This window comes from Pseudomonas taiwanensis (assembly GCF_013393345.1).
Classification (GTDB): domain Bacteria; phylum Pseudomonadota; class Gammaproteobacteria; order Pseudomonadales; family Pseudomonadaceae; genus Metapseudomonas; species Metapseudomonas resinovorans_C.
Genome location: NZ_QJRF01000030.1, coordinates 179687 through 201251 on the forward strand (window position 1 = coordinate 179687; position 21565 = coordinate 201251).

Genomic DNA, 21565 nt, shown 5'->3' on the forward strand with positions numbered 1-21565 from the left:
ATGCTCGATGCAATCAAGACGCCGCTCCGCACGCAGTGGCAGGCTTCCTCCCTGGCCCCGCGCTGGCGCGCCTTGCCGGCCCGGGATCGCACGGCATTGCTGTGGCTGGGGATATTCCTCGGCCTGGTCCTGCTTTACCTGCTGCTCTGGTTGCCGGCCGAACGCCGACTGGCCAGCAATCGCGAGTACTTCGAAGCCCAGCGCGGAATGCACGCTTATCTGCAGCTTCATGCGCCTGAAGCGCGAGCGGTACAGAGCCAGCCGCAAATCAAGGTGGACCCGGAGCGACTGCAAGGGCTGGTAACCACCACTGCCGCCGAGCAGGGACTGGCCGTCGAGCGAATCGACAGCGATGCGCCAGGGGCGGTGCAGGTGAACCTTCAGCCAGCAGCTTTCCCTAGCCTGTTGCGCTGGATGGGTGTCCTGGAGGGGCAGGGCGTTCGCATCGAAGAGGCCGGGCTGGATCGCACCGAAGATGGCCGGGTGACGGCGCGGTTATCGCTGAAGGCCGGGAGCTGATCCTGCGCCGCTCTGGTGCGACCGCCCTGTGCTGGTGCGCATCGGAGTGGCGGCAAACGGGGCGGAAAACGCTGTCCGAAGAAAAAATCCATACAGGGTGTTGACTTAGCGAAGCCCTCTGCGTAAATTGCGCGCCTCGCAAGGCCAATGGGTGATTAGCTCAGCCGGGAGAGCATCTGCCTTACAAGCAGAGGGTCGGCGGTTCGATCCCGTCATCACCCACCAATCCTTGTGAATTTCGGACGAAAGTCCGGCCGACGCGCAGCGGTAGTTCAGTCGGTTAGAATACCGGCCTGTCACGCCGGGGGTCGCGGGTTCGAGTCCCGTCCGCTGCGCCATATTTCCCATGTTCGAGTTGCTCGGGCATGAGGCAGAAAGGTCCACTGGGCCAGTCTGCCAGACGATGCAAAGGTTTCACTGGACGCAAGTCCAACCGACACGCAGCGGTAGTTCAGTCGGTTAGAATACCGGCCTGTCACGCCGGGGGTCGCGGGTTCGAGTCCCGTCCGCTGCGCCATATAGAGAAGCCCTCAGGTAGCGATACCTGAGGGCTTTTTCTTTGCCTGTTCGTTTTATCTGCCCCCATGAACATCCCGCCGGCCTTTTCTGGCTCCCATGGCAAAGGCGGGGGTAATTTTCCGGTCACCTGCGCTCGTTATCTTATTGGCATGGACTTTGTTTCCTGAATCACATCGCCACAGGAGGAGCAGCCAATGGACGATTACCAGGAAGAGATTCTCGACTTTCACGCAGAGGAGCAGGACTCGGTCGAACCGGCCGACGACGCCACCGAAATGTGATCAGCCTGCCTGGCGCTGGGCGCGGCGGAATTCGCCCGGCGTACTGCCGCTCCAGCGCTTGAAGGCGCGCTGGAAGGCTTCGGCCGAGGCGAACCCCAGCAGGTAAGCGATTTCGCCGAAGGCCAGTTCCGTGTCGCGGATATAGGCCATGGCCAGGTCGCGGCGCGTTTCGTTGAGGATGGCGCGGAACTGGGTGCCTTCTTCGGCCAGCTTGCGGCGCAGGGTCCAGCTCGGCATTTGCAGGCGTGCCGCCACTTCTTCGAGATCCGGCTCGCGCCCGTGCAGGAGCGGCCCGAGCAACTGGGTTATACGCTCGCGCAGGCTGCGGGTGCGTGTCAGCTGCTGCAATTCCCGCTCACAGATGTCCAGCAATTGCCGCCAAGTGCTGGGGCAGTGTTCGCTGCCGCGCAGCGCCAGCGTGTCCTGTGACAGTCGCAGCTGGTTGGCGCCGGCCTCGAACTCCACAGGGCAGCCGAAATGCTCGGCGTAGCGCTCGGCGTAATCCGGTGCCGGAAACTCGATCTCCACTTTCTCGACGCGGATGCCCGTGCCTGCCAGTTGGCTCAGGTGGCTCTGCCAGCCCGCCAGCACCGAATCCACGACGAAGCGGTTGTAGGCGTTGTAGGGGCTGATGGAATAGAAGCGCAGCCAGGCGCCCTTGGCGTCCTCGTGGAAGCTCGACTGGCCGCGATAGTTGCTGGCATAGAGCAACTCGAAGCGGGCCAGTGCGCGGGCTGCCTCGCGCAGGTTCGGTGCCTGTTCGGCGCAGACACCCGCGAGCCCGAGCTGGCTCAAGCGGCTGAGCCGGCCCATGGCGAGGCCCAGTGCGGGATTGCCGCTGAGCTGGATGGCGGCGTGGCCGAGGCGCATGAAGCGCGGGATGGACAAGCGGCCGTGGGGTTCGGCGAAGCGCGTGGCGTCCAGGCCGAAGCGTTCCAGCAGTTCGGTCGCGTTGTGACCGGCCTGTTCCAGTGCCGCTGCCAGGCTGAGTACGGAGCTCACGGAGAGATCGCCCAGCTTGACCCGCTGCGTTTTCATCGGGCGCTCATCCAGGCATTCAGCAGGTGGCTGCCCGGCGTCTCGTTGGCTTGCGGGTCCCTGGCCGGCGTCAGCTCGCTGCCTGCGGGCGCATTGTGCAGGGGCCAGAGACGGCCGCGCAGGAAAAGTGCCTCGCTGGCGCTGGTCTCGCCGTCGCTCAGCGTCACCAGGTTCTGCGGATAACCCTGGCTCCAGCTGCGCGCGATGGTCACTTCGCCGCTGGCGGTCTGCAGCTTCTGGCGGGATTCGCTTCTGGCGCTCTGTGGCCAGGGCTGGCTGAAGGGTTCGCCGAGCAGCATGCCGTCCGGCGAGAAGGCCAGCGCCAGGTTGTAGAGCGCGCCGTGACCGCTACGCAGCTTGCCATCCTTGAAGTACGGAGAGGGCAGGAGGATGGAGCCCGCGAGGATGGTGACCTTGTATTCGCTGGCCAGGCGGCTGAACAGCTTCTGGTAGTCCCGCGCCATGCGCCGGGCCTTGGCGCGCAGCAGCGCTTCTTCAAGGTCCTGTCCCTGGAGGAACAGGCGCCCCAGCAAGGTCGGATGACTGAGGGTGAGCAACCGGCCGCCCTCGGCGAAGCTCCGTGCCTGGTAGAGGTTGTGCTTTTCATCCCGCAGCAACAGCCAGGTGCCGATGTGGTCGGGCAGGGCGACGACGGTTTTCTCGTTCAGCAGGCCCTGGTCGCGGGCCCGGTCGAGGGCTGCGGAGAGTTTCATGCGCAGGAGGTCCGGGTCGCGGTAGTCGCTGGGGTACAGCGCCGGGCGGATCGCCAACAGGTTGCCGCTCGCACCGGCGGTGCCCACGTCGCTGGTGAGGTTGGCGCGCAGGTCTGACAGATAGTGGGCGCGCGGCCGTTCGCCGGTCCATACCGCATAGGCGGTCAGGCAGCTCACCAGGACGGCGGCGATCAGGGGCATCAGCAATTTGCGCATGGAATTTCCGGGCCGGGGAATGCCGATCAGGGTAGGGGACGCACCGCCGCTTGCCAAGGGTGGCTGTCAGTTTGGATCAGTAACTTGTCAGTTCTGATCATTGAGTGGGCAATCCCGGCTCTTTATCTTCTGCCCCATAACCGACCCCGGCCCGCTGAAGCCGAGGCATTCCGTGAATAGCACCGCCTGTTGTGGAGGAACCATGACCGCCACCCATTACCCGCACCTGCTCGCCCCGCTCGACCTGGGCTTCACCACCCTGCGCAACCGCACCCTGATGGGCTCGATGCACACCGGCCTGGAAGAGAAACCCCATGGCTTCGAGCGCATGGCGGCCTATTTCGCCGAGCGCGCCCGTGGTGGCGTCGGCCTGATGGTCACCGGCGGCATCGGCCCGAACGCGGAAGGTGGCGTCTATGCCGGCGCGGCCAAGCTGACCACCGTGGAAGAGGCCGAGAAGCACAAGATCGTCACCCGCGCGGTGCATGAGGCGGGTGGCAAGATCTGCATGCAGATCCTCCACGCTGGCCGTTACGCCTATAACCCCAAGCAGGTAGCGCCGTCGGCCATCCAGGCACCAATCAACCCCTTCAAGCCGAACGAGCTGGATGAAGAGGGGATCGAGAAGCAGATCCAGGACTTCGTCACCTGCTCGGTGCTGGCCCAGCAGGCCGAGTACGACGGCGTCGAGATCATGGGTTCCGAGGGTTACTTCATCAACCAGTTCCTCGCCGCCCACACCAACCAGCGGACCGACCGCTGGGGTGGCAGCTACGAGAACCGCATGCGCCTGGCGGTCGAGATCGTCCGCCGCGTTCGTGAAGCCGTGGGCCCGAACTTCATCATCATCTTCCGCCTGTCCATGCTCGACCTGGTGGAAGGCGGCAGCACTTGGGACGAGATCGTCACCCTGGCCAAGGCCATCGAGGCCGCCGGCGCGACCATCATCAATACCGGTATCGGCTGGCACGAAGCGCGTATCCCGACCATCGCCACCAAGGTGCCGCGCGCAGCCTTCACCAAGGTCACCGCCAAGCTCAAGGGCGAGGTGACGATCCCGCTGATCACCACCAACCGCATCAACACGCCGGAAGTGGCCGAACAGGTTCTGGCTGAGGGCGACGCCGACATGGTGTCCATGGCCCGTCCGTTCCTCGCCGACCCGGACTTCGTCAACAAGGCCGCCGAAGGCCGCGCCGACGAGATCAACACCTGCATCGGCTGCAACCAGGCCTGCCTGGACCACACCTTCGGCGGCAAGCTGACCAGCTGTCTGGTGAACCCGCGTGCCTGCCACGAGACCGAGCTGAACTACATTCCGGTGGCCCAGGCCAAGAAGATCGCTGTAGTCGGCGCCGGCCCCGCCGGCCTCTCCGCCGCCACGGTTGCCGCCGAGCGTGGCCACAGCGTGACCCTGTTCGACGCGGCCGGCGAGATCGGTGGCCAGTTCAACGTGGCCAAGCGCGTGCCGGGCAAGGAAGAGTTCTTTGAAACCCTGCGCTACTTCAAGCGCAAGCTGGAAACCACCGGCGTCGACCTGCGCCTGAATACCCGTGTCTCGGCCGAGGACCTGGCCAAGGGCGGCTACGACGAGATCATCCTCGCCACCGGTATCAGCCCGCGCACTCCGGAAATCCCCGGCATCGAGCATTCGAAGGTGATCAGCTACCTGGACGCCATCCTCGAGCGCAAGCCGGTCGGCCAGAAGGTTGCCGTGATCGGCGCCGGTGGTATCGGCTTCGACGTTTCCGAGTTCATCACCCATCAGGGTGAGTCCACCAGCCTCGACCGCACCGCCTTCTGGAAGGAGTGGGGCATCGACGGCGCCCTGGAAGCTCGCGGTGGTATCGCCGGCATCAAGGCCCAGCCCCATGCACCGGCGCGCCAGGTCTTCCTGCTACAGCGCAAGAAGTCCAAGGTGGGCGACGGCCTCGGCAAGACCACCGGCTGGATTCATCGCACCGGTCTGAAAAACAAGCAGGTGCAGATGCTCAACTCAGTCGAATACCTCAAGGTGGACGACGCCGGCCTGCACATCCGCGTGGCCGAGGGTGAGCCGCAGGTATTGCCGGTGGACACCGTGATCGTCTGCGCCGGCCAGGACCCGCTGCGTGAACTGCAGGATGGTCTGGTCGCCGCCGGCCAGAGCGTGCACCTGATCGGTGGCGCCGACGTGGCTGCCGAACTGGATGCCAAGCGCGCCATCAATCAAGGCTCGCGCCTCGCCGCAGAGCTCTGAGTCACGCCTCCGCCCCCAACCGCCCGGCTTATCGCCGGGCGGTTTTGTTTCAAGCTCCAACCACGTCACACTTTTGCCTTGCCGCCGGTCCGACGGGTCCCTGCGACTGGGCTCTGCCAACCCAGTCACATTGCCCGATGCCTAATATCCCCTAGACTTTTCTAAAGTCCGGATTAGTGTGTGCGAACGAAAACCGGACGACCCCGTCAACGCCCGCCGTGAGTCACCGCGCAGAGCCAGAGGTAGAGCGATGAGCATGCTGAAGAAGCCGCAACTGGTGGAAGCCGTCGTGTTCTTCAACGACCGCGGCATCTGCAAGCAGATGCTTCACTCGGAGTTCGAAGCCATCCTCGACGGCGTGGTCGGTCTTCCGGAATTCTCCGACCGCCAGATGCAACTGGCCTACCTGATGGTCAACCCGCGCCTGCAAGTCCGGGCGGTGGTGTTCTTCTACCTCGATTTCGACGAAGACGGTCGCGCCGATACCGGCTGGAACCTGCCCTTGCGGCAACTGGCCGAGCGCGCAGGACGTGGCCCCGACCTCGGTGCCGGTCCCATTCGCCTGGCGTGCCGCAGCCAGTGCCCGGTGTCCTGGCAGCAGATGCATCTCTGGGACCCTAGCCTCAATTCCGATCGCAACGATCTCGCCCTGCTGCGTGACGCCATCAAGGGCAACAGCCTCGGCCTGCTGGTGGAGGAGGAATTGCCCAAGGTCCTGGATGCCGAGAAGCTCCAGGTGGCACCGGAAGACAGCTGGTACGCGCCGCCGGAAATCACCAAGGAGATGGCCGAACAACTGGCGGAGAAGATGGAAAAGGAGCATCGCCTGAAGACGGCCCAACTGGTCCGCCAGCAGCGTCTGCGCCTCAGCTCCCTCAGTCAGCAGAACGAAGAAGCCATTGCGCGGATGCGCCATGCCGCCGACCAGAGCAGCTCGGCCCTGCAGGATCAGATTCGCACCTTGCAACACGCCCTGCGCCAGCAGGAAGAGGTCAACGCCGGCCTGCAGGCCAAGCTCGACGGCGAGCTGGAGCGCTTCCAGGCCAGCCGTGAGGAAATGAACGTGCAATTGCGTGCGCTGGAGCGCCATGGCCGCACCGAGGCGGACATCCTTCGCGCGCAGTTCGAAGGCGAGTTGCAGGCGCGGGTCGCCGCGGCCGTGACCGAATACCGCGAGCAACTGGCCATTCGCGATGTCGAACTGGCCTATCGCGACCAGCTCGACGCCCAACTGCAGGCCGAGGTCAATCGTTTGCGTCAGGAATGCGATGCGCTTGAAGGCCAGTCAGGGCAACTGATGCTGGAACGTCTGGCCCAACTGGGCGTGGTATTCGTGGTCTACCATCCGGGCGCTGGCCACCTGACCATCCCGCTGACGGACATCGCCCGCTACCAGGACAATCCGCAGGCCTACGCCGCAGCCAAGTGCTTCGTATCCGAAAACCAGTACCGCCAGTGGCTGGCCCATTACCAGCAGCCCACCTGCGAAGCCAGCCTGCCCAACGGCGATCGTTGCAGCATGCCCATCGACCGCATCGAGGCGCCCAGCCGCTTCGTTGCCGGTGAGTCCAACTGCTGCCCCCGGCACCGCGCGGGAGGGCGACTGCGGACCGCTGGTTGAGCGATTCCGCACGCGCGCCTGCTTTATCCTTGCGCCCTTGAACGGACGCCGACGGACCTGACCTTTGCCCCTGACCCTGCCTGACTGGAACCCCCACGCCACGCTAGAGCCCTTGTGCCTGCCCTGGTTGACCGCGGCCGGGCTGCAACTGGCCGTGCTGCGCCTGGATGCACTCGACCCGCTGGTATCCGGCAACAAGTGGTTCAAGCTGGCCCCTTACGTGGCAACGGCCGCGCGTGATGGCGCTGAAGGTGTGATCAGCCTGGGCGGCGCGCACTCCAATCATCTCCATGCCCTGGCAGCGGCAGGCGCCCGGTTCGGGTTTCCCACGGTTGGCCTGTTGCGTGGAGAGCCCCAGGACACGCCCACCGTGCGCGACCTCCAGCAATTCGGTATGGACTTGCACTGGCTGGGTTACGGCGGCTACCGGGCACGCCACCAGCCGGGCTTCTGGGACTCGTGGCTGGAGCGTTACCCGGACTATCAGCCGGTGCCCGAGGGTGGTGGTGGCCTGATGGGCGCCCGGGGCTGCACCGGGCTGGTGGCGATGATCCGCCAGCAGCTGGCCGCCCTGGGGTGGGACGACTACCACAGCCTCTGGACCGCCGCGGGAACCGGCACGACCCTCGCGGGATTGGTGCTGGGCGAAGCGGGCGCCCATCCGGTGGTCGGCGCCCTGGCAGTACCGCCTGACCACGGTGTGGCCGACCAGGTGAGCGCCATCCTTGCCGAGGCCGGACGCGCCGACCGTGGCTACCGCCTGATCGACGCCAGCCGGGGTGGCTTTGCACGGGTGGACGCAGTGCTCGCGCGCTTCCTGCTGGACAGTGAAAGGGACGGCGGACTGGAGCTGGAACCTCTTTATACGGCCAAGGCACTGCTGGCGATTCACGACGAAGCACAGGCTGGCCGAATTCCCAGCGGCAGCCGCCTGGTGCTGCTCCATACGGGCGGCCTGCAAGGTCGTCGGGCCCTGCATTTCGATCTGTTGCGACTGGCCGGCTACACTGACCGGGCAGTGGAAGGACAAGGATGACTCCATGAGCGAACCCCTGAATCCCCAGCAGCTGCGTAGCCTGGTCCCGCTCAATGCGCTGAGCGACCAGCAATGGCGCGAGTTGCGTCCGCAACTGATTCCGCAACCCCTGCTCGCGGGCCAGTTGCTGTTCCGGCAGGGCGATCAGGCCCGCGTCACTTGGTACCTGCTGTCCGGCGAACTGCTCCTGCGCGATGCCGAGGGTGCGGAGACGCGCCTGGAAGCCGGCAGCGAAGCCAGTTGCCACCCCATTTCCCCCACCTTGCCGCGTTTGCATGAAGCGCTGGCCTTGCGTGACTGCTCCTTGCTGGCCATCGACAGCGCTACCCTGGCGCGCCAGCTGACGTGGAGCTCGACCCATCTGGACCTGTTGCTGGACCTCAGTCCTGCTGGGGAAGGCGAATGGTTGGAAACCCTGCTTGCCAGCCCGTTGCTGGCCAGGGTTCCGCCGGCCAATGTGCGCAGCATGCTGGAGCGTCTGCGGCGGGTGGAGCTGCCAGCGGGCAGCCGGGTGATGGGCGAGGGGGAGGAGGGCGATTGTTGCTACTTCCTGCAGTCCGGGCGGGCTGAAGTCATCCGTGGCGAAGGCGGTGAGCGGCAGCTGCTGGCCGAGCTGGACGTGGGTGCGTGCTTCGGTGAGGAGGCCCTGCTGGGGGATTGCCCGCGCAACGCCAGTGTCACCCTGCTGGAGGACAGCGTCCTGCAGCAGCTGGACCGGGCGGACTTCCTCGAGCTCCTGAAGGCGCCGGTGGTGGATGAGGTCGGCCTCGGTGAGGCCGTGCGCCTGCTGGGTGGCGGCGGCCAATGGCTGGATGTGCGCCTGCAGGAAGAGTATGAGCGCGCCCATGCTCCCAAGGCGTTGAATATGCCCCTGCACCTGCTGCGCCTGAAGGCGCGATTGCTGGATGGCGGCGCGACTTACCTGTGCTATTGCGACAGCGGCAAACGCAGCGCCAGCGCGGTGTTCACGCTTTCCCAGCTGGGCATTCGCGCCTACGCCCTGCGCGACGGCCTGGATGCCCTGCCTGCGGTGCAGCGCGATGCCTTGATCAGCGAGACCGGCGCCGGTTACCTGGCCCGCTCGGGCGGTCGTGTCGAACGCAGCCGTTGATCGATAGTTAGTGCAAATTTCCGGCCCCATAACTGGGGTATCCAAACTCGCCAGGCTAGTTGCGCAAAGACACTTCCTGGTGCGAGAAAGTTGTCACTGACCTTTTGCGGTCGCATCTCTTCGAAACTCCGATGGAAGTTCGAAATATTCATTCCGCACCCACTTCCGGGTCACCAAAGTCGGTTTAACTTTCCGACTATCGACTTGATACTGTTGCGCCGCTCCGCCCCCTAAACAACGCTGAGGACGCGGATCCACCGTTCCCCAGGAACGAGCTGCCTCCGCAGGTGCGGCGCCATTGCCTGAGTCGTCACGGTGTTTTCCGGCCGAGGCTTGGGCACTGCAATCCCGATTGTTGTCGCCGCGTTTCCCATTACTCGTTTGCACTTGGGCAACTTCCCGAGGATGCCTCCTCGTGGCCAGCTCCCAGGCATTTCTACGGCTGAAACTTCACCAGCATAGAAGGGCAATGTCATGCGCATAACAGCCACAACAGTCGCAGTTTCGCTGATCCTGGGCGTTGGATTGCAGCCGGTCCGGGCAGCGCTATATGCGGTGGACCAGAACGCCCCCACCCAAGCCAACGGCTTCTTCGCCGCCTGGTACCAGGACACCCATGGACGCGCCCTGGACCTCTGCCTGTCCAAGGCGCAAAGCTCCCGGGTGCCGGGCAACTACATGTGTACGCTGCTGCCCAGCCCCGGCGTGTTCGATGACACCCGGCCGATCAACTTCCCCAGTAACTTCCCCGATGAAGCCTTCTGGTTCACGGGGGAGGCCAGCGCTACCGATGCCGCCAGGGGCGTCGACCTGCTCTACGTCTCGGCGGTGGAGGCGGCCTTCAATGGCGAGGTGCCGGCGAACAACGACCAGGTCAGCTTTGCCCGTATCCGCATCCGTGTGACGGTGCCTTCCGCCGGCACCTACACCGTGACCCATCCCTACGGTGTCGAGGTGTTCCAGGTGGATGCACCCGGCACCCGCGCGATCAACATGACCCGTGATATCGGCATCGGCGCACCGGGCGACTTCAAGGGAGCGCTCAAAGGCGATGTCGGCCCATTCTTGCGCAGCGTCAACGGGCCCTACCAGGAGGCCAATCCGGACTCCGGTCTGGTGGAAACCTTCATTGGCGATCCCAACCTGGCCGAGGCGGTTACCGGTAGCCCCTTCGGTACCAACTTCGTCCGCATCGAAGGGCCGGGCGGCCTGAGACTCGAAACACAGTTGTTCTCGGTCTCCGGCAAGCTCTCCAGCGTCCAGCTGCCGACACCCCTGCAGGTTTCCCGCAGCACCTATTCGCGGGGTGAGAACGGGGCGGGGCAGGCACAGCAGGATGTCTTCGTCCAGGCACCGCCGCCCGGTGCCACCGCCAGTTTCACCGATGCCGGCGGCACCGCTGGGGCGATGCAAGGCACTGCCCTGGGCGCCTGGTTCGGTCAGTCGCCGCGTGATCCGGGCGGTGCCGGCAGCGTGAGCATCACCGCCGACAACTCGGCCGGGGTACCGGGCAGCCTGCCCACCAGCAAGAGCAGTGCACTGGTGGACGTGGTGAGCATCAGTCGCGCCGAGTACAGCCTGGCCAGCAACACCCTGACGGTCGAGGCCGTTTCCAGCGACCGCACCGGCCAGCCGGGACTGACGGTCGAGGGCATCGGTGGGCTGGTGAGCGGTCGCCTGCAGCAGGTCGTCACGCCCATTCCGCCCGCGCGGGTCACGGTGGTGTCCGCCAGCGGCGGACGCGACACCGAAGACGTGCGAATCCTTCCTTGAGCGCCAATCCCTGATTGCTATGGAGACTGTCATGCAAAAGTGGCCAGTAGTTCTTGCGATGGTTGTGGGGTTTGGCGCCACCGGTGCCCAGGCCCAGCTCGCGGCTGTCGACCCCGGTCCCTACACGGCGGCGACCGGCGGCTTTCCCCTCTGGTACCAGGACCGCGCGAATTCGGACGCGGCGAAGCTGAAGCTCGAGTTGTGCCTGTCCAAGGCACTGAGTTCGCGGGCCCCGGGCAGCTACATGTGTACCCTGTTGCCCAGCCCCGGCGTCTTCGACGACACCAAGCCGATCGCCTTCCCCGGGAACTTTCCGGATGAAAGCTTCTGGATGCTTGCGGAAGCCGAGATCGAAGATTCCGGTAATGGCATCGAAATGGAGGCCTATGTCGCCGGCATCGAGGCAGCCTTTGCCAGCGAGGTGCCGCGTCAGGGCGACCAGCAGAGCTTTGCGCGCATCCGCATCCGGGTGACCGTGCCGGTGGCCGGTGCCTACCGGGTCATCCACCCCTACGGCGTGGAGACCTTCAACGTCACCGCACCCGGTCGCCGCGCCATCAACATGACCCGTGACATCGGCATCGGCGCACCGGGTGATTTCCGTGGGGCCCTGGCCGGCAACGTCGGGCCCTACCTGATCAGCCGCAATGGTCCGTACCGGGAAACCGATCCACAGACCGGGCTGGTGGAAACCTTCATTGGCGACCCCAGTCTCACCGAGCAGGTCACCGGCAGCCCCTTCGGCACCAACTACGTGCGCATCGAAGGGCCCGGCGGGCGGGTGGCGCAGACCAGCCTGTTCAGCCTGTCGGGCAAGGTCCTGAGCAGCCGCGCGGGTACGTCGCTGGAAGTTTCCCGCGCCAGCTACACCCGCAGTGCCGGCCGTACCTGGATTTCGGTGTTCGGCAATTCCACGGCAGGCGCCAGCCTGTGCTTCCGTGAGTCCATCGACCTGGTTGGCGACCCGCCGTCGCCTTGCCAGTTCCAGATGGCCGGCAGCGGCAGCGGCACCTTCTTCGGCCAGGACACCAATCCCGTGAGCCTGCCGCCGCACGTGGTGGTGACGGCCACCGACAGCAGCGGCCTCACCGCGCCGACCACACTGAGCCAGCCACTGACGGACCAGGTGGAGATCAGCAGTGCACGTTATTCGTCGGTGGATCGCACGCTGATCATCGAAGCGCGCTCCAGTGACGAAGTACAGGTGCCAGTACTGGCCGCCGAGGGCTTCGGTGTCCTGACGCGGATCTCCGGCAGCCAGCAGCGCCTGTTGGCAGGGGAGGTCGGGCAGCCGCCCGCCTATGTCACGGTGAAATCCGCCGCGGGTGGCATTGATACGGAGCCGGTCCTGGTCGTCGGTGCGCCTGGCGGTCCGGCCAACCAGCCGCCGGTAGCGGTCGCCGATTCCGCCGGTACCGCTCTGGGCACGCCAGTCAGCATCAATGTGCTGGCCAACGACAGCGATCCGGATGGCAACGTACCCCTGTCCATCGCCAACCTGGCCCAGCCGGCATCCGGCACTGGCAGCGTCAGTGCGAATGGCTCCGTGGTGACCTATACGCCGCCCGTCGGCCTCAATGGTCCGTTGACCGCCAGCTTCAGCTATCAGGTTCGGGACAGCCTGGGCGCGCTTTCCGCCCCAGCGACCGTGACCGTGAATGTGGCTGGCGATCAGCCGCCGGTGGCGGGCAGCGATTCGGCCAGCACTACCGCGCCGAACCCGGTCACCATCAATGTGCTGGCCAACGACAGCGATCCGGAAGGCAGTGCGCTGACCGTCACCAGCCTTACCCAGCCGGCGACCGGGCAGGGCAGCGTCACCAGCAATGGAACGGGCGTCACCTACACGCCACCGGCCACCCTGGCCAGTCCGCTCAACACCAGCTTCACGTATCGCGCACAGGATAGTCTCGGCAATCTCTCGGGCGTGGCGACCGTCAGCGTGCTGGTGGCGCCGGTGCAGGTCCCGGCGGAAACCCTCGGTATCAGCTCGGCAACGGTGCGCGCTACCGGTGGGCTCGGCGGTCTGGTTTCGGGCGTCCTCGGCATCCTGCTGCCATCGGCACGTCGCTATGACTGGGATGTCAGCGGCACCACCTCCCGTGCTGCTGGCAACAGCATCCGCGTGGAAGTGACCAGCAGCAGCGGCGTGACCGTACTGGGCACCGTGACTCCGGCGGCCAACGGCACCTGGCGGGTGACGGTGAGCAATTCGAGCATCGCCCCCAGCAATAGCCCCAGCACCACCGCGCGCTCCGCCTTCGGCACTGTGCGGACCAGCCCGGTGAGCGTGCAGTAACCGGGAACAGCGAGCGCCCGCAGGCCGTCAGGTCTGCGGGCGTTCTGCTTTGTGGGCGCTACGAAAGCGGATTACAGCGGTGCGAGTGGCCAGCGATCACTGACCAGGAAGGCACGCTCGGCTTCCTTCCAGCGACCATCGCCATCCGCTGCCAGGCGTACCAGCAGGCGCGCCGGGCTATCCGACTGGAGCTGTTCGCGCCACTCCGCGAAGCGCTCCGTCGTCCAGCACTCGCTGGCTTCGCTGATCGCCGGGGACAGCCAGGATTGCCGGGGCAGGGGCTGCCAGGGGCCCTCGGCCTGGCCAAGGAAGTCCTCGAGGTCGTTGTGACGCAGCCAGTGCCCGCGCAAGTGGCCCGGATTGGCGCCTTGCGGCGCGGTGCAGTTGCCCGGCCAGGGGTAGAAGAAGTAGCCGCCCAGCCAGAGTTCGGCACTGGCCGGCTGGGCATTCAACTGGTCGAGCACCTGACGGCTTTCCGGGCTCGACGACAGCGGCAACTGGTGCTGGCTGAGGTGCTCCAGCTTGAGGTCGAGGCGGTCGTGACTGCCCGGCCCGAGCCATTCCGATGGATTGCCGCCATCGCCATGGCGCGGTCCGAGGTAGAGCTTGATCGCCAACTCGAGGTGATGCACGCCCTCGTCGTCACGTAGCAGCAGGTCGAGTTCGCCCAGGGTCTGGCCGGCGATGCGGATCGGCAGGTTGGCGGCCAGCAGGGTCACATCCGGCGCCTTCGCCAAGGCGAACTGCCACAGGCGTTCGTAATAGAGGCCGAGGCGCCGGCTGGCGGCCTGGGCCAGCCACTGGTCGAGGGGCTCGGGCTGGCGGTCCAGTGCGCGGAGCCAGTCGGCGAGGCTTTCAGGGCGGCTCGCCCAGCCACTGGCACTGAGGGGATGGCGCTGGCGCCAGGGCGTTTGCGCCAGCAGTGGCGGGGACACGAGGACCCACGCCAGGTCGCGCACGGCGGGGTGGCTTAGCTGGCGGGGCAGGTCGGTCAGCGATTCGAAGGCGTGCATGTTGCGAGCATAGCCGACGGCGGTTTGCCGCTGTCCGCTGCTATCCCCCATAATTTCGCCATTCCTCACCCCGCCAATGCCGCCCTGGAGCCCCATGGAGCAATTCCGCAATATCGGCATCATCGGTCGCCTGGGCAGTTCCCATGTGCTCGACACCATTCGCCGGCTGAAAAAATTCCTGCTGGACCGCCATCTCCACGTCATCCTCGAAGACACCATCGCCGAAGTGCTGCCGGGCCATGGCCTGCAGACGTCGTCACGGAAGATCCTCGGTGAGGTCTGCGACCTGGTGATCGTCGTCGGCGGCGACGGCAGCATGCTCGGTGCCGCCCGCGCCCTCGCGCGCCACAACGTGCCGGTGCTGGGGATCAACCGGGGCAGCCTGGGCTTCCTGACCGACATACGTCCCGATGAGCTGGAAGTGAAGGTGGCCGAAGTGCTCGACGGCCGCTACAGCGTCGAGACGCGCTTCCTGCTGGAGGCCGAGGTGCGCCGCCATGGCGAGGCCATTGGCCAGGGCGACGCGCTGAACGATGTGGTGCTGCACCCCGGCAAGTCGACGCGGATGATCGAGTTCGAGCTGCATATCGACGGCCAGTTCGTCTGCAGCCAGAAGGCCGACGGCCTGATCATCGCGACGCCGACCGGCTCCACCGCCTACGCGCTGTCCGCGGGTGGCCCGATCATGCATCCCAAGCTCGACGCCATCGTCGTCGTGCCCATGTACCCGCATACCCTGTCCAGCCGCCCCATCGTGGTGGACAGCACCAGCGAGCTGAAAATCGTCGTATCGCCCAACCTGCAGATCTATCCGCTGGTGTCCTGCGACGGGCAGAACCACTTCACCTGCGCGCCCGGCGACACCATTACCGTCGCCAAGAAGCCGCAGAAACTGCGCCTGATCCACCCGCTGGATCACAACTACTACGAGGTCTGCCGGACCAAGCTGGGCTGGGGCAGCCGACTGGGTGGAGGCGACTGATGAGCCTCGATCCCGGACGTGGCTACGATCTGATCGGTGACGTCCACGGTTGCGCGCATACCCTGGAGCGCCTGCTCGACCGACTCGGCTATCGCAAGCAGGGTGGTGTCTGGCGGCACCCGCAGCGCATGGCGCTGTTCCTCGGCGACATCATCGACCGCGGCCCGCGCATCCGCGAGGCGCTGCACACGGTCCACGCCATGGTGGAAGCCGGGCAGGCCCTGTGCATCATGGGTAACCATGAGTACAACGCGCTTGGCTGGAGCACGCCCGCGTCGCCCGGTAGCGGCCGTCACTTCGTCCGTGAGCACACGCCGCGCCATACCCGGCTGATCAAGGAAACCCTGGAGCAGTTCGAAGGCCATCCGGCGGACTGGCACGACTTCCTCGGCTGGTTCTATGAGCTGCCGCTGTTCCTGGACGGTGGCCATTTCCGCATGGTCCATGCGTGCTGGGACGGTGAGCTGATCGCGGCCCTGCGCGAGATGCATCCGGACGGGCGAATCAACGAAGCCTTCATCAAGGCCGCGGCCGACCCCACCAGCTTTGCCAGTCGCGTGTTCGACCGCCTGCTGCGCGGCACCGACCTACCGCTGCCCGGCGGCATGACGCTGACCGGCAGCGACGGCTTCACCCGTTCGGTGTTCCGCACCAAATTCTGGGCCGAAGACCCGCAAACCTATGGCGACGTGGTGTTCCAACCTGATGCGCTGCCCGAACAGGTGGCCAGCCAGCCGTTGTCCAAGGCGCACAAGTCGCGCTTGCTCAGCTACGGCCCGCAGGAGCCCATGCTGTTCGTCGGACACTACTGGCGGCGCGGCCGGCCGGCGCCGATTCGCGGCAACCTGGCCTGCCTGGATTACAGCGCGGTGATGTACGGCAAGCTGGTGGCCTATCGGCTCGACCAGGAAAGCCGGCTGGATCCGGACAAGTTCGTCTGGGTTGAAGTGGAGCGCCCCGAGGAACCCCAATGAGTGCGATTGAAGTCCTGCGTCTACCCCTGAATGTGGATCTTTCCGGTTTCATCGCCTTGCTGCAGCGGCTGGAAGTGCCTTACCGCGTCAGCGAGGAGTCCGGCGAGCAAGTCCTCTGGGTACCGGGCCAGCAACTGGCGGAGCAGGTGCGCGGGCTCTATGCGCGCTTTCCCGACGGCGACCCGCACTTCCAGCTTCAGCAGGAAAGGCCGCAGGAGGCGCCGCGCGCCGGTTTCGTCGCCGAGCTCCTGGCCCGCCCCATTACCAGCCTGGTGCTGCTGGTCACCCTGGTGGTCGCCGCGCTCACCAACCTGGGCGACAACTTCTCGGTCATCCGCTGGCTGAGCTTCCAGGACTTCGAGATCCAGGGCGACTACATCTACTTCTCCTCCCTGGACGAAGGCCTGGCTGCTGGGCAGTGGTGGCGACTGGTGACGCCGATGCTGATCCACTTCGGCATCCTGCACCTGGCGATGAACGGCATGTGGTTCTGGGAGCTGGGACGCCGCATCGAGTCGCGCCAGGGCGGTCCGGTGCTGCTGGTGCTGACCCTGGGCTTCAGTCTCGTGTCGGATTACACACAGTATTTCGTCAGCGGCGCATCGCTGTTCGGTGGGCTATCCGGCGTGCTGTACGGCCTGCTTGGCCACTGCTGGGTGTTCCAGCGCCTGGCGCCCTGTCCAGCCTACCGGCTGCCGCCGGGGGTGATGGTGATGATGCTGATCTGGCTGCTGGTGTGCCTGTCCGGCCTGATCACTGCCCTGGGGTTCGGTGCCATCGCCAACGGCGCCCACGTGGGTGGCCTGGTCGCCGGTTGCGCCACCGGGCTGCTTGGCGGTGCATTGGCGCGCCTGCGCCGGTAGAATGCGCGCTCCGTCCCACTCCCAGGACCCGAATCACCCATGTCGTCTTTTGCCCATCTGATCAGCAACATCACCCAGGATGTCTACGAAAGCCTCAAGCTGGCCGTTGAGATCGGCAAGTGGCCGGACGGCCGCAAGCTGACCCAGGAACAGAAGGAGCTGTCGCTGCAGGCGGTAATTGCCTGGGAGCTGAAGAATCTGCCGGAAGAAGAACGTACCGGCTACATGGGCCCGCAGGAGTGCAGCTCCAAGTCCGATCCCATCCCCAACCTTCTGTTCAAGTCGAATTCGGTTCACTGATGCTGGAACTAGGACGCGGCGCACTCAGCAAGATGTCGGTGCGCCTTGAAGCACCGGTGCAATACGGCTTCCGTCTCGACGAGGCGGATATCGCGGTGAATCCCCTGATCGGCAAGCAATTGCGCCTGGAATTCCTCGGTGCCATTCATTGCACCCACTGCGGACGCAAGACGAAGAAGAGCTTCAGCCAGGGCTACTGCTATCCCTGCTTCACCAAGCTGGCACAGTGCGACAGCTGCATCGTCAGCCCGGAAAAGTGCCACTTCGAGGCGGGCACCTGCCGCGAGCCGGAGTGGGGCGAGCGCTTCTGCATGACCGACCACGTGGTCTACCTGGCCAACTCCTCGGGCATCAAGGTGGGCATCACCCGCGCCAGCCAGGTGCCGACCCGCTGGATCGACCAGGGCGCCAGTCAGGCATTGCCGATCCTGCGCGTGGCCACCCGCCAGCAATCAGGCTTCGTCGAAGACCTGCTGCGCAGCAAGGTGGCCGACCGCACCAACTGGCGCGCGATGCTCAAGGGCGAGGCACCGCCGCTGGACCTGGCGGCTGTTCGCGACGAGCTCCTCGATCAGCTCGCCGACGGTGTTCGTGCCCTGCAGGACCGCTTCGGCCTGCAGGCCATCCAGCCGGTAACGGATATCCAGCCCATCGAGATCAGCTATCCCGTGGATGCCTATCCGACCAAGGTCGTCAGCTTCGATCTGGACAAGACGCCAGTGGTGGAGGGTACGCTGCGGGGCATCAAGGGCCAGTACCTGATCCTCGATACCGGCGTGATCAACCTGCGCAAGTACACGGCCTACCAGTTGGCCATCAGCGCAGCGTAGGTTCCGGCATAAGGTCGGCAGGGGAATAGTCCATACTCCGACCTTGACCCCTTTCATCATGCGCGGCCCAGGGTTTCGGGGCCGCCCCGTAATCGAAGAGACGACCATGCGCACCGAGCAACCGAAAGTCATCTACCTCAAGGACTATCAGGCCCCGGATTACCTGATCGACGAGACCAACCTGACCTTCGAGCTGTACGAGGATCACACCCTCGTCCACGCCCAGCTGGTGATGCGCCGCAACCCCGAGCGCGCGGCCGAGGGCCTGCCACCGCTGGTGCTGGACGGCCAGCAGCTGGAGTTGCTGTCGCTCTCCATGGACGACCGCGAACTGGGCGCCGCCGATTACCAGGTGGACGACAGCCATCTGACCCTGCAGCCGGTGGCCGCGAGCTTCACCCTCGACAGCACCGTGCGCATCCATCCGGAAACCAACACGGCCCTGGAAGGCCTGTACAAGTCCGGCAAGATGTTCTGCACCCAGTGCGAGGCCGAAGGCTTCCGCAAGATCACCTACTACCTGGACCGCCCGGACGTGATGAGCACGTTCACCACCACGGTCAGCGCCGAGCAGCATCGCTATCCGGTGCTGCTGTCCAACGGCAATCCAGTGGCCAGCGGGGCGGAGGAGGGCGGTCGTCACTGGTCGACCTGGGAAGACCCGTTCAAGAAACCGGCTTATCTGTTCGCCCTGGTGGCGGGCGATCTCTGGTGCGTGGAAGACGTCTTCAACACCATGAGCAAGCGCGACGTGACCCTGCGCATCTACGTCGAGCCGGAGAACATCGACAAGGTGCAGCACGCCATGGACAGCTTGAAGAAGTCCATGCGCTGGGACGAAGAGGTGTATGGCCGCGAGTACGACCTGGACATCTTCATGATCGTCGCGGTCAACGACTTCAACATGGGCGCCATGGAGAACAAGGGGCTCAACATCTTCAACTCCAGCTGCGTGCTGGCCAAGGCGGAGACCGCTACCGACGCTGCGCACCAGCGCGTCGAGGCCGTAGTTGCACACGAATACTTCCACAACTGGTCGGGCAACCGCGTGACCTGCCGCGACTGGTTCCAGCTGTCGCTGAAAGAAGGCTTCACCGTATTCCGTGATGCCGAGTTCTCCGCCGACATGAACTCGCGCACCGTCAAACGCATCGAAGACGTCGCCTTCCTACGTACCAACCAGTTCGCCGAGGACGCCGGCCCCATGGCCCATCCGGTGCGTCCGGATTCCTTCATCGAGATTTCCAACTTCTACACCCTGACCGTCTACGAGAAGGGCTCGGAAGTGGTGCGCATGATCCACACGCTCATGGGCGCCGAAGGTTTCCGCAAGGGCACCGACCTCTACTTCGAACGCCACGACGGCCAGGCCGTGACCTGTGACGACTTCGTCAAGGCGATGGAAGACGCCAACAGCGTCGACCTTTCCCAGTTCAAGCGCTGGTACAGCCAGTCCGGCACGCCGCGCCTGCAGGTGGAAGACAGCTACGATGCAGCGGCGAAGACCTACAGCCTGACCTTCCGCCAGAGCTGCCCGGCCACTCCGGGCCAGAAGGACAAGCAACCCTTCGTCATTCCCGTGGAACTGGGGCTGCTGGATGCCGCCGGCAACGACCTGCCGCTGCGTCTCGCGGGCGAAGCCAAGGCGCTGGGCGGCAATCGCGTGCTGTCGGTCACCGAGGCCGAACAGACCTTCACCTTCGTCGACATCGCCGAGCGTCCGCTGCCGTCGCTGCTGCGTGGTTTCTCCGCACCGGTGAAGCTCGCCTTCCCCTACGACCGTGATCAGTTGATGTTCCTCATGCAGCACGACTCCGACGGCTTCAACCGTTGGGAGGCCGGCCAGCAACTGTCGGTGCAGGTATTGCAGGAGCTGATCGGCCAGCATCAGCGCGGCGAGAAGCTGGTGCTGGACCCGCGCCTGATCACCGCCTTCCGCACCCTGCTGGAGGACGAGTCGCTCGATCAGGCAATGGTCGCGGAAATGCTGTCCCTGCCGAGCGAGGCCTATCTCACCGAAATCAGCGAAGTGGCCGACGTGGATGCCATCCACGCCGCACGCGAATTCGTCCGCCAGTCCATCGGCGAAGGCCTGTTCCAGCCGCTGCTGGCCCGCTTCCAGGCCAACCGTGGGTCGTCTCGCGAAACCGGCTACGTGGCCGAGGCGGCGCATATCGCTCGACGCACCCTCCAGAACATCGCGCTTTCCTACCTGATGCAGAGCGGCAAGCCGGAAGTGCTGGAGGCCTGCCAGGAGCAGTTCAGCGACTGCGACAACATGACCGAGCGCCTGTCGGCCCTGGCCGTGCTGGTCAATTCGGGCTTCGAGAAGGAAAAGGCAGAGGCCCTCGAGCGCTTCGCCGAGTACTTCAAGGAAGATCCGCTGGTGATGGACCAGTGGTTCAGCGTGCAAGCCGGCTGCGGCCTGCCGGGCGGCCTGGAGCGGGTCAAGGCACTGATGGATCACCCGGCCTTCACCCTGAAGAACCCGAACAAGGTGCGTGCCCTGATCGGTGCCTTCGCCAACCAGAACCTGGTGAACTTCCATCGCGCCGATGGTGCCGGCTACCGCTTCCTCGCCGACCATGTGATCACGCTGAATGCCCTTAACCCGCAGATCGCTTCCCGCCAACTGGCGCCGCTCACCCGCTGGCGCAAGTACGACGCTGGTCGCCAGCAGCTGATGAGAGCTGAACTGGAGCGCATCCTCGCCTCCGGCGAACTCTCCAGCGACGTCTTCGAAGTGGTCAGCAAGAGCCTCGCCTGACGCACCTCTGACAGCCCGTGTAATCGGGCTGTCATCCCTCCGAAATCTCTCTTTCAAGAAGTGTTACCGGTTAGTTCCGGTAACACTTTTTTGTTACTCAAAGAAATGAATCGGCGCCTTGTTATGCGCAAGCAGTCTTAAAAGCCCACAAAAGGCTTGACCAGACAGCTTTTGGTATGAACGTACATGCCCTTCAAGTGTGATCTTGAGTGACAAATCGAGCCAGATCGTCCGACAAGATCGGACAGAAAAATCGGAATTGATCAGTGGATGATCAGTCACTTGTTTGACAAAAATTTGTCGTGAAGCTCGCGGAACTTTTCTGACGCTCATTTGCGAATTGGCACCATGGTTGCAACGCCGCTGGAGATTTGGCCCCGTTTCGGTGCAATTCGAAGCGGGGTGCGCTCTGCGCTGGGGATTTCCTGCCGAAGCCAAACAAGGCCGCCAAGCGGCTGGACAAACAAGCCC

At 64.9% G+C, this 21565-nt stretch carries 16 protein-coding genes and 3 tRNA genes; 16 read left to right on the forward strand and 3 right to left on the reverse strand.

Going from position 1 to position 21565, the window contains the following annotated elements; genetic code table 11:
* The 4 genes from DM872_RS02120 (at position 1) to DM872_RS02135 (ending at position 1036) form a co-directional block, all read left to right on the forward strand.
* Positions 1-519 carry a type II secretion system protein M gene (locus DM872_RS02120; protein ID WP_179057894.1) on the forward strand — a complete coding sequence of 173 codons (519 nt, stop codon included), beginning with the start codon at positions 1-3 and terminating at the stop codon, positions 517-519.
* Between the two features lie 149 nt (positions 520-668).
* Positions 669-744: transfer RNA gene (locus tag DM872_RS02125), tRNA-Val, on the forward strand.
* 36 nt (positions 745-780) lie between these two features.
* Positions 781-857: transfer RNA gene (locus DM872_RS02130), tRNA-Asp, on the forward strand.
* A 102-nt stretch (positions 858-959) separates the two neighbouring features.
* Positions 960-1036, forward strand: a tRNA-Asp gene (locus DM872_RS02135).
* Between the two features lie 283 nt (positions 1037-1319).
* On the opposite strand, the gene DM872_RS02140 is transcribed toward DM872_RS02135, so the two are convergent.
* Positions 1320-2357 (reverse strand): AraC family transcriptional regulator, encoded by a 1038-nt coding sequence (locus tag DM872_RS02140; RefSeq protein ID WP_179057895.1) that lies wholly within the window; start codon positions 2355-2357, stop codon positions 1320-1322.
* Positions 2354-3286, reverse strand: coding sequence for a hydrolase (locus DM872_RS02145; protein WP_179057896.1), 933 nt, complete (start codon positions 3284-3286; stop codon positions 2354-2356). The genes DM872_RS02140 and DM872_RS02145 overlap by 4 nt, the downstream gene beginning before the upstream one ends.
* Before the next feature lie 202 nt (positions 3287-3488).
* On the opposite strand from DM872_RS02145, the gene DM872_RS02150 reads away from it, so the two are divergent.
* The 6 genes from DM872_RS02150 to DM872_RS02175 all read left to right on the forward strand — a co-directional run bounded on the left by DM872_RS02150 (position 3489) and on the right by DM872_RS02175 (position 13365).
* On the forward strand, positions 3489-5525 hold the full coding sequence (locus DM872_RS02150; RefSeq protein ID WP_179057897.1) for an NADPH-dependent 2,4-dienoyl-CoA reductase: 2037 nt from the start codon (positions 3489-3491) through the stop codon (positions 5523-5525).
* A 250-nt stretch (positions 5526-5775) separates the two neighbouring features.
* Positions 5776-7146: a chromosome partitioning protein ParA gene (locus DM872_RS02155; protein ID WP_179057898.1), complete on the forward strand. Its 1371-nt coding sequence runs from the start codon at positions 5776-5778 to the stop codon at positions 7144-7146.
* A 70-nt stretch (positions 7147-7216) separates the two neighbouring features.
* Complete coding sequence (locus DM872_RS02160) at positions 7217-8182, forward strand: 1-aminocyclopropane-1-carboxylate deaminase/D-cysteine desulfhydrase (protein WP_179058003.1); 966 nt, start codon at positions 7217-7219, stop codon at positions 8180-8182.
* A 4-nt stretch (positions 8183-8186) separates the two neighbouring features.
* On the forward strand, positions 8187-9293 hold the full coding sequence (locus DM872_RS02165; protein WP_179057899.1) for a cyclic nucleotide-binding domain-containing protein: 1107 nt from the start codon (positions 8187-8189) through the stop codon (positions 9291-9293).
* Positions 9294-9767: 474 nt separating this feature from the next.
* Positions 9768-11066 (forward strand): hypothetical protein, encoded by a 1299-nt coding sequence (locus DM872_RS02170; RefSeq protein WP_179057900.1) that lies wholly within the window; start codon positions 9768-9770, stop codon positions 11064-11066.
* A 31-nt stretch (positions 11067-11097) separates the two neighbouring features.
* Positions 11098-13365, forward strand: coding sequence for an Ig-like domain-containing protein (locus DM872_RS02175; protein WP_179057901.1), 2268 nt, complete (start codon positions 11098-11100; stop codon positions 13363-13365).
* A 71-nt stretch (positions 13366-13436) separates the two neighbouring features.
* Here the strand turns inward: DM872_RS02175 and DM872_RS02180 are convergent, their stop codons facing one another.
* Positions 13437-14378: a DUF1853 family protein gene (locus DM872_RS02180; RefSeq protein ID WP_179057902.1), complete on the reverse strand. Its 942-nt coding sequence runs from the start codon at positions 14376-14378 to the stop codon at positions 13437-13439.
* Between the two features lie 94 nt (positions 14379-14472).
* Here DM872_RS02180 and DM872_RS02185 point away from each other — a divergent pair, with 94 nt between their 5' ends.
* The 6 genes from DM872_RS02185 to pepN all read left to right on the forward strand — a co-directional run bounded on the left by DM872_RS02185 (position 14473) and on the right by pepN (position 21094).
* Entirely contained in the window at positions 14473-15360 is an 888-nt protein-coding gene (locus DM872_RS02185; protein WP_044875010.1) for an NAD(+) kinase, read from the forward strand.
* The gene (locus DM872_RS02190; RefSeq protein WP_179057903.1) at positions 15360-16334 is read left to right on the forward strand and encodes a metallophosphoesterase; all 975 of its coding nucleotides are present in this window, start codon (positions 15360-15362) and stop codon (positions 16332-16334) included. Before DM872_RS02185 ends, DM872_RS02190 begins: the two co-directional genes overlap by 1 nt.
* On the forward strand, positions 16331-17197 hold the full coding sequence (locus DM872_RS02195; protein ID WP_179057904.1) for a rhomboid family intramembrane serine protease: 867 nt from the start codon (positions 16331-16333) through the stop codon (positions 17195-17197). Before DM872_RS02190 ends, DM872_RS02195 begins: the two co-directional genes overlap by 4 nt.
* Positions 17198-17236: 39 nt before the next feature.
* A complete protein-coding gene (locus DM872_RS02200) occupies positions 17237-17497 on the forward strand; it encodes a YeaC family protein (RefSeq protein WP_077525404.1) in 261 nt (86 codons plus the stop codon).
* On the forward strand, positions 17497-18327 hold the full coding sequence (locus DM872_RS02205) for a DUF2797 domain-containing protein (RefSeq protein ID WP_179057905.1): 831 nt from the start codon (positions 17497-17499) through the stop codon (positions 18325-18327). Before DM872_RS02200 ends, DM872_RS02205 begins: the two co-directional genes overlap by 1 nt.
* A 106-nt stretch (positions 18328-18433) precedes the next feature.
* Positions 18434-21094 carry an aminopeptidase N gene (gene pepN, locus DM872_RS02210; protein ID WP_179057906.1) on the forward strand — a complete coding sequence of 887 codons (2661 nt, stop codon included), beginning with the start codon at positions 18434-18436 and terminating at the stop codon, positions 21092-21094.
* Positions 21095-21565: the final 471 nt, after the last annotated feature.

Excerpts from the sequence above, each read along its gene's own strand:
- DM872_RS02120 (WP_179057894.1), top strand. The coding sequence starts at position 1 with ATGCTCGATGCAATCAAGACGCCGCTCCGCACGCAGTGGCAGGCTTCC.
- DM872_RS02140 (WP_179057895.1), bottom strand. The coding sequence starts at position 2,357 with ATGAAAACGCAGCGGGTCAAGCTGGGCGATCTCTCCGTGAGCTCCGTA.
- DM872_RS02145 (WP_179057896.1), bottom strand. The coding sequence starts at position 3,286 with ATGCGCAAATTGCTGATGCCCCTGATCGCCGCCGTCCTGGTGAGCTGC.
- DM872_RS02150 (WP_179057897.1), top strand. The coding sequence starts at position 3,489 with ATGACCGCCACCCATTACCCGCACCTGCTCGCCCCGCTCGACCTGGGC.
- DM872_RS02155 (WP_179057898.1), top strand. The coding sequence starts at position 5,776 with ATGAGCATGCTGAAGAAGCCGCAACTGGTGGAAGCCGTCGTGTTCTTC.
- DM872_RS02165 (WP_179057899.1), top strand. The coding sequence starts at position 8,187 with ATGAGCGAACCCCTGAATCCCCAGCAGCTGCGTAGCCTGGTCCCGCTC.
- DM872_RS02170 (WP_179057900.1), top strand. The coding sequence starts at position 9,768 with ATGCGCATAACAGCCACAACAGTCGCAGTTTCGCTGATCCTGGGCGTT.
- DM872_RS02175 (WP_179057901.1), top strand. The coding sequence starts at position 11,098 with ATGCAAAAGTGGCCAGTAGTTCTTGCGATGGTTGTGGGGTTTGGCGCC.
- DM872_RS02180 (WP_179057902.1), bottom strand. The coding sequence starts at position 14,378 with ATGCACGCCTTCGAATCGCTGACCGACCTGCCCCGCCAGCTAAGCCAC.
- DM872_RS02185 (WP_044875010.1), top strand. The coding sequence starts at position 14,473 with ATGGAGCAATTCCGCAATATCGGCATCATCGGTCGCCTGGGCAGTTCC.
- DM872_RS02190 (WP_179057903.1), top strand. The coding sequence starts at position 15,360 with ATGAGCCTCGATCCCGGACGTGGCTACGATCTGATCGGTGACGTCCAC.
- DM872_RS02195 (WP_179057904.1), top strand. The coding sequence starts at position 16,331 with ATGAGTGCGATTGAAGTCCTGCGTCTACCCCTGAATGTGGATCTTTCC.
- DM872_RS02200 (WP_077525404.1), top strand. The coding sequence starts at position 17,237 with ATGTCGTCTTTTGCCCATCTGATCAGCAACATCACCCAGGATGTCTAC.
- DM872_RS02205 (WP_179057905.1), top strand. The coding sequence starts at position 17,497 with ATGCTGGAACTAGGACGCGGCGCACTCAGCAAGATGTCGGTGCGCCTT.
- pepN (WP_179057906.1), top strand. The coding sequence starts at position 18,434 with ATGCGCACCGAGCAACCGAAAGTCATCTACCTCAAGGACTATCAGGCC.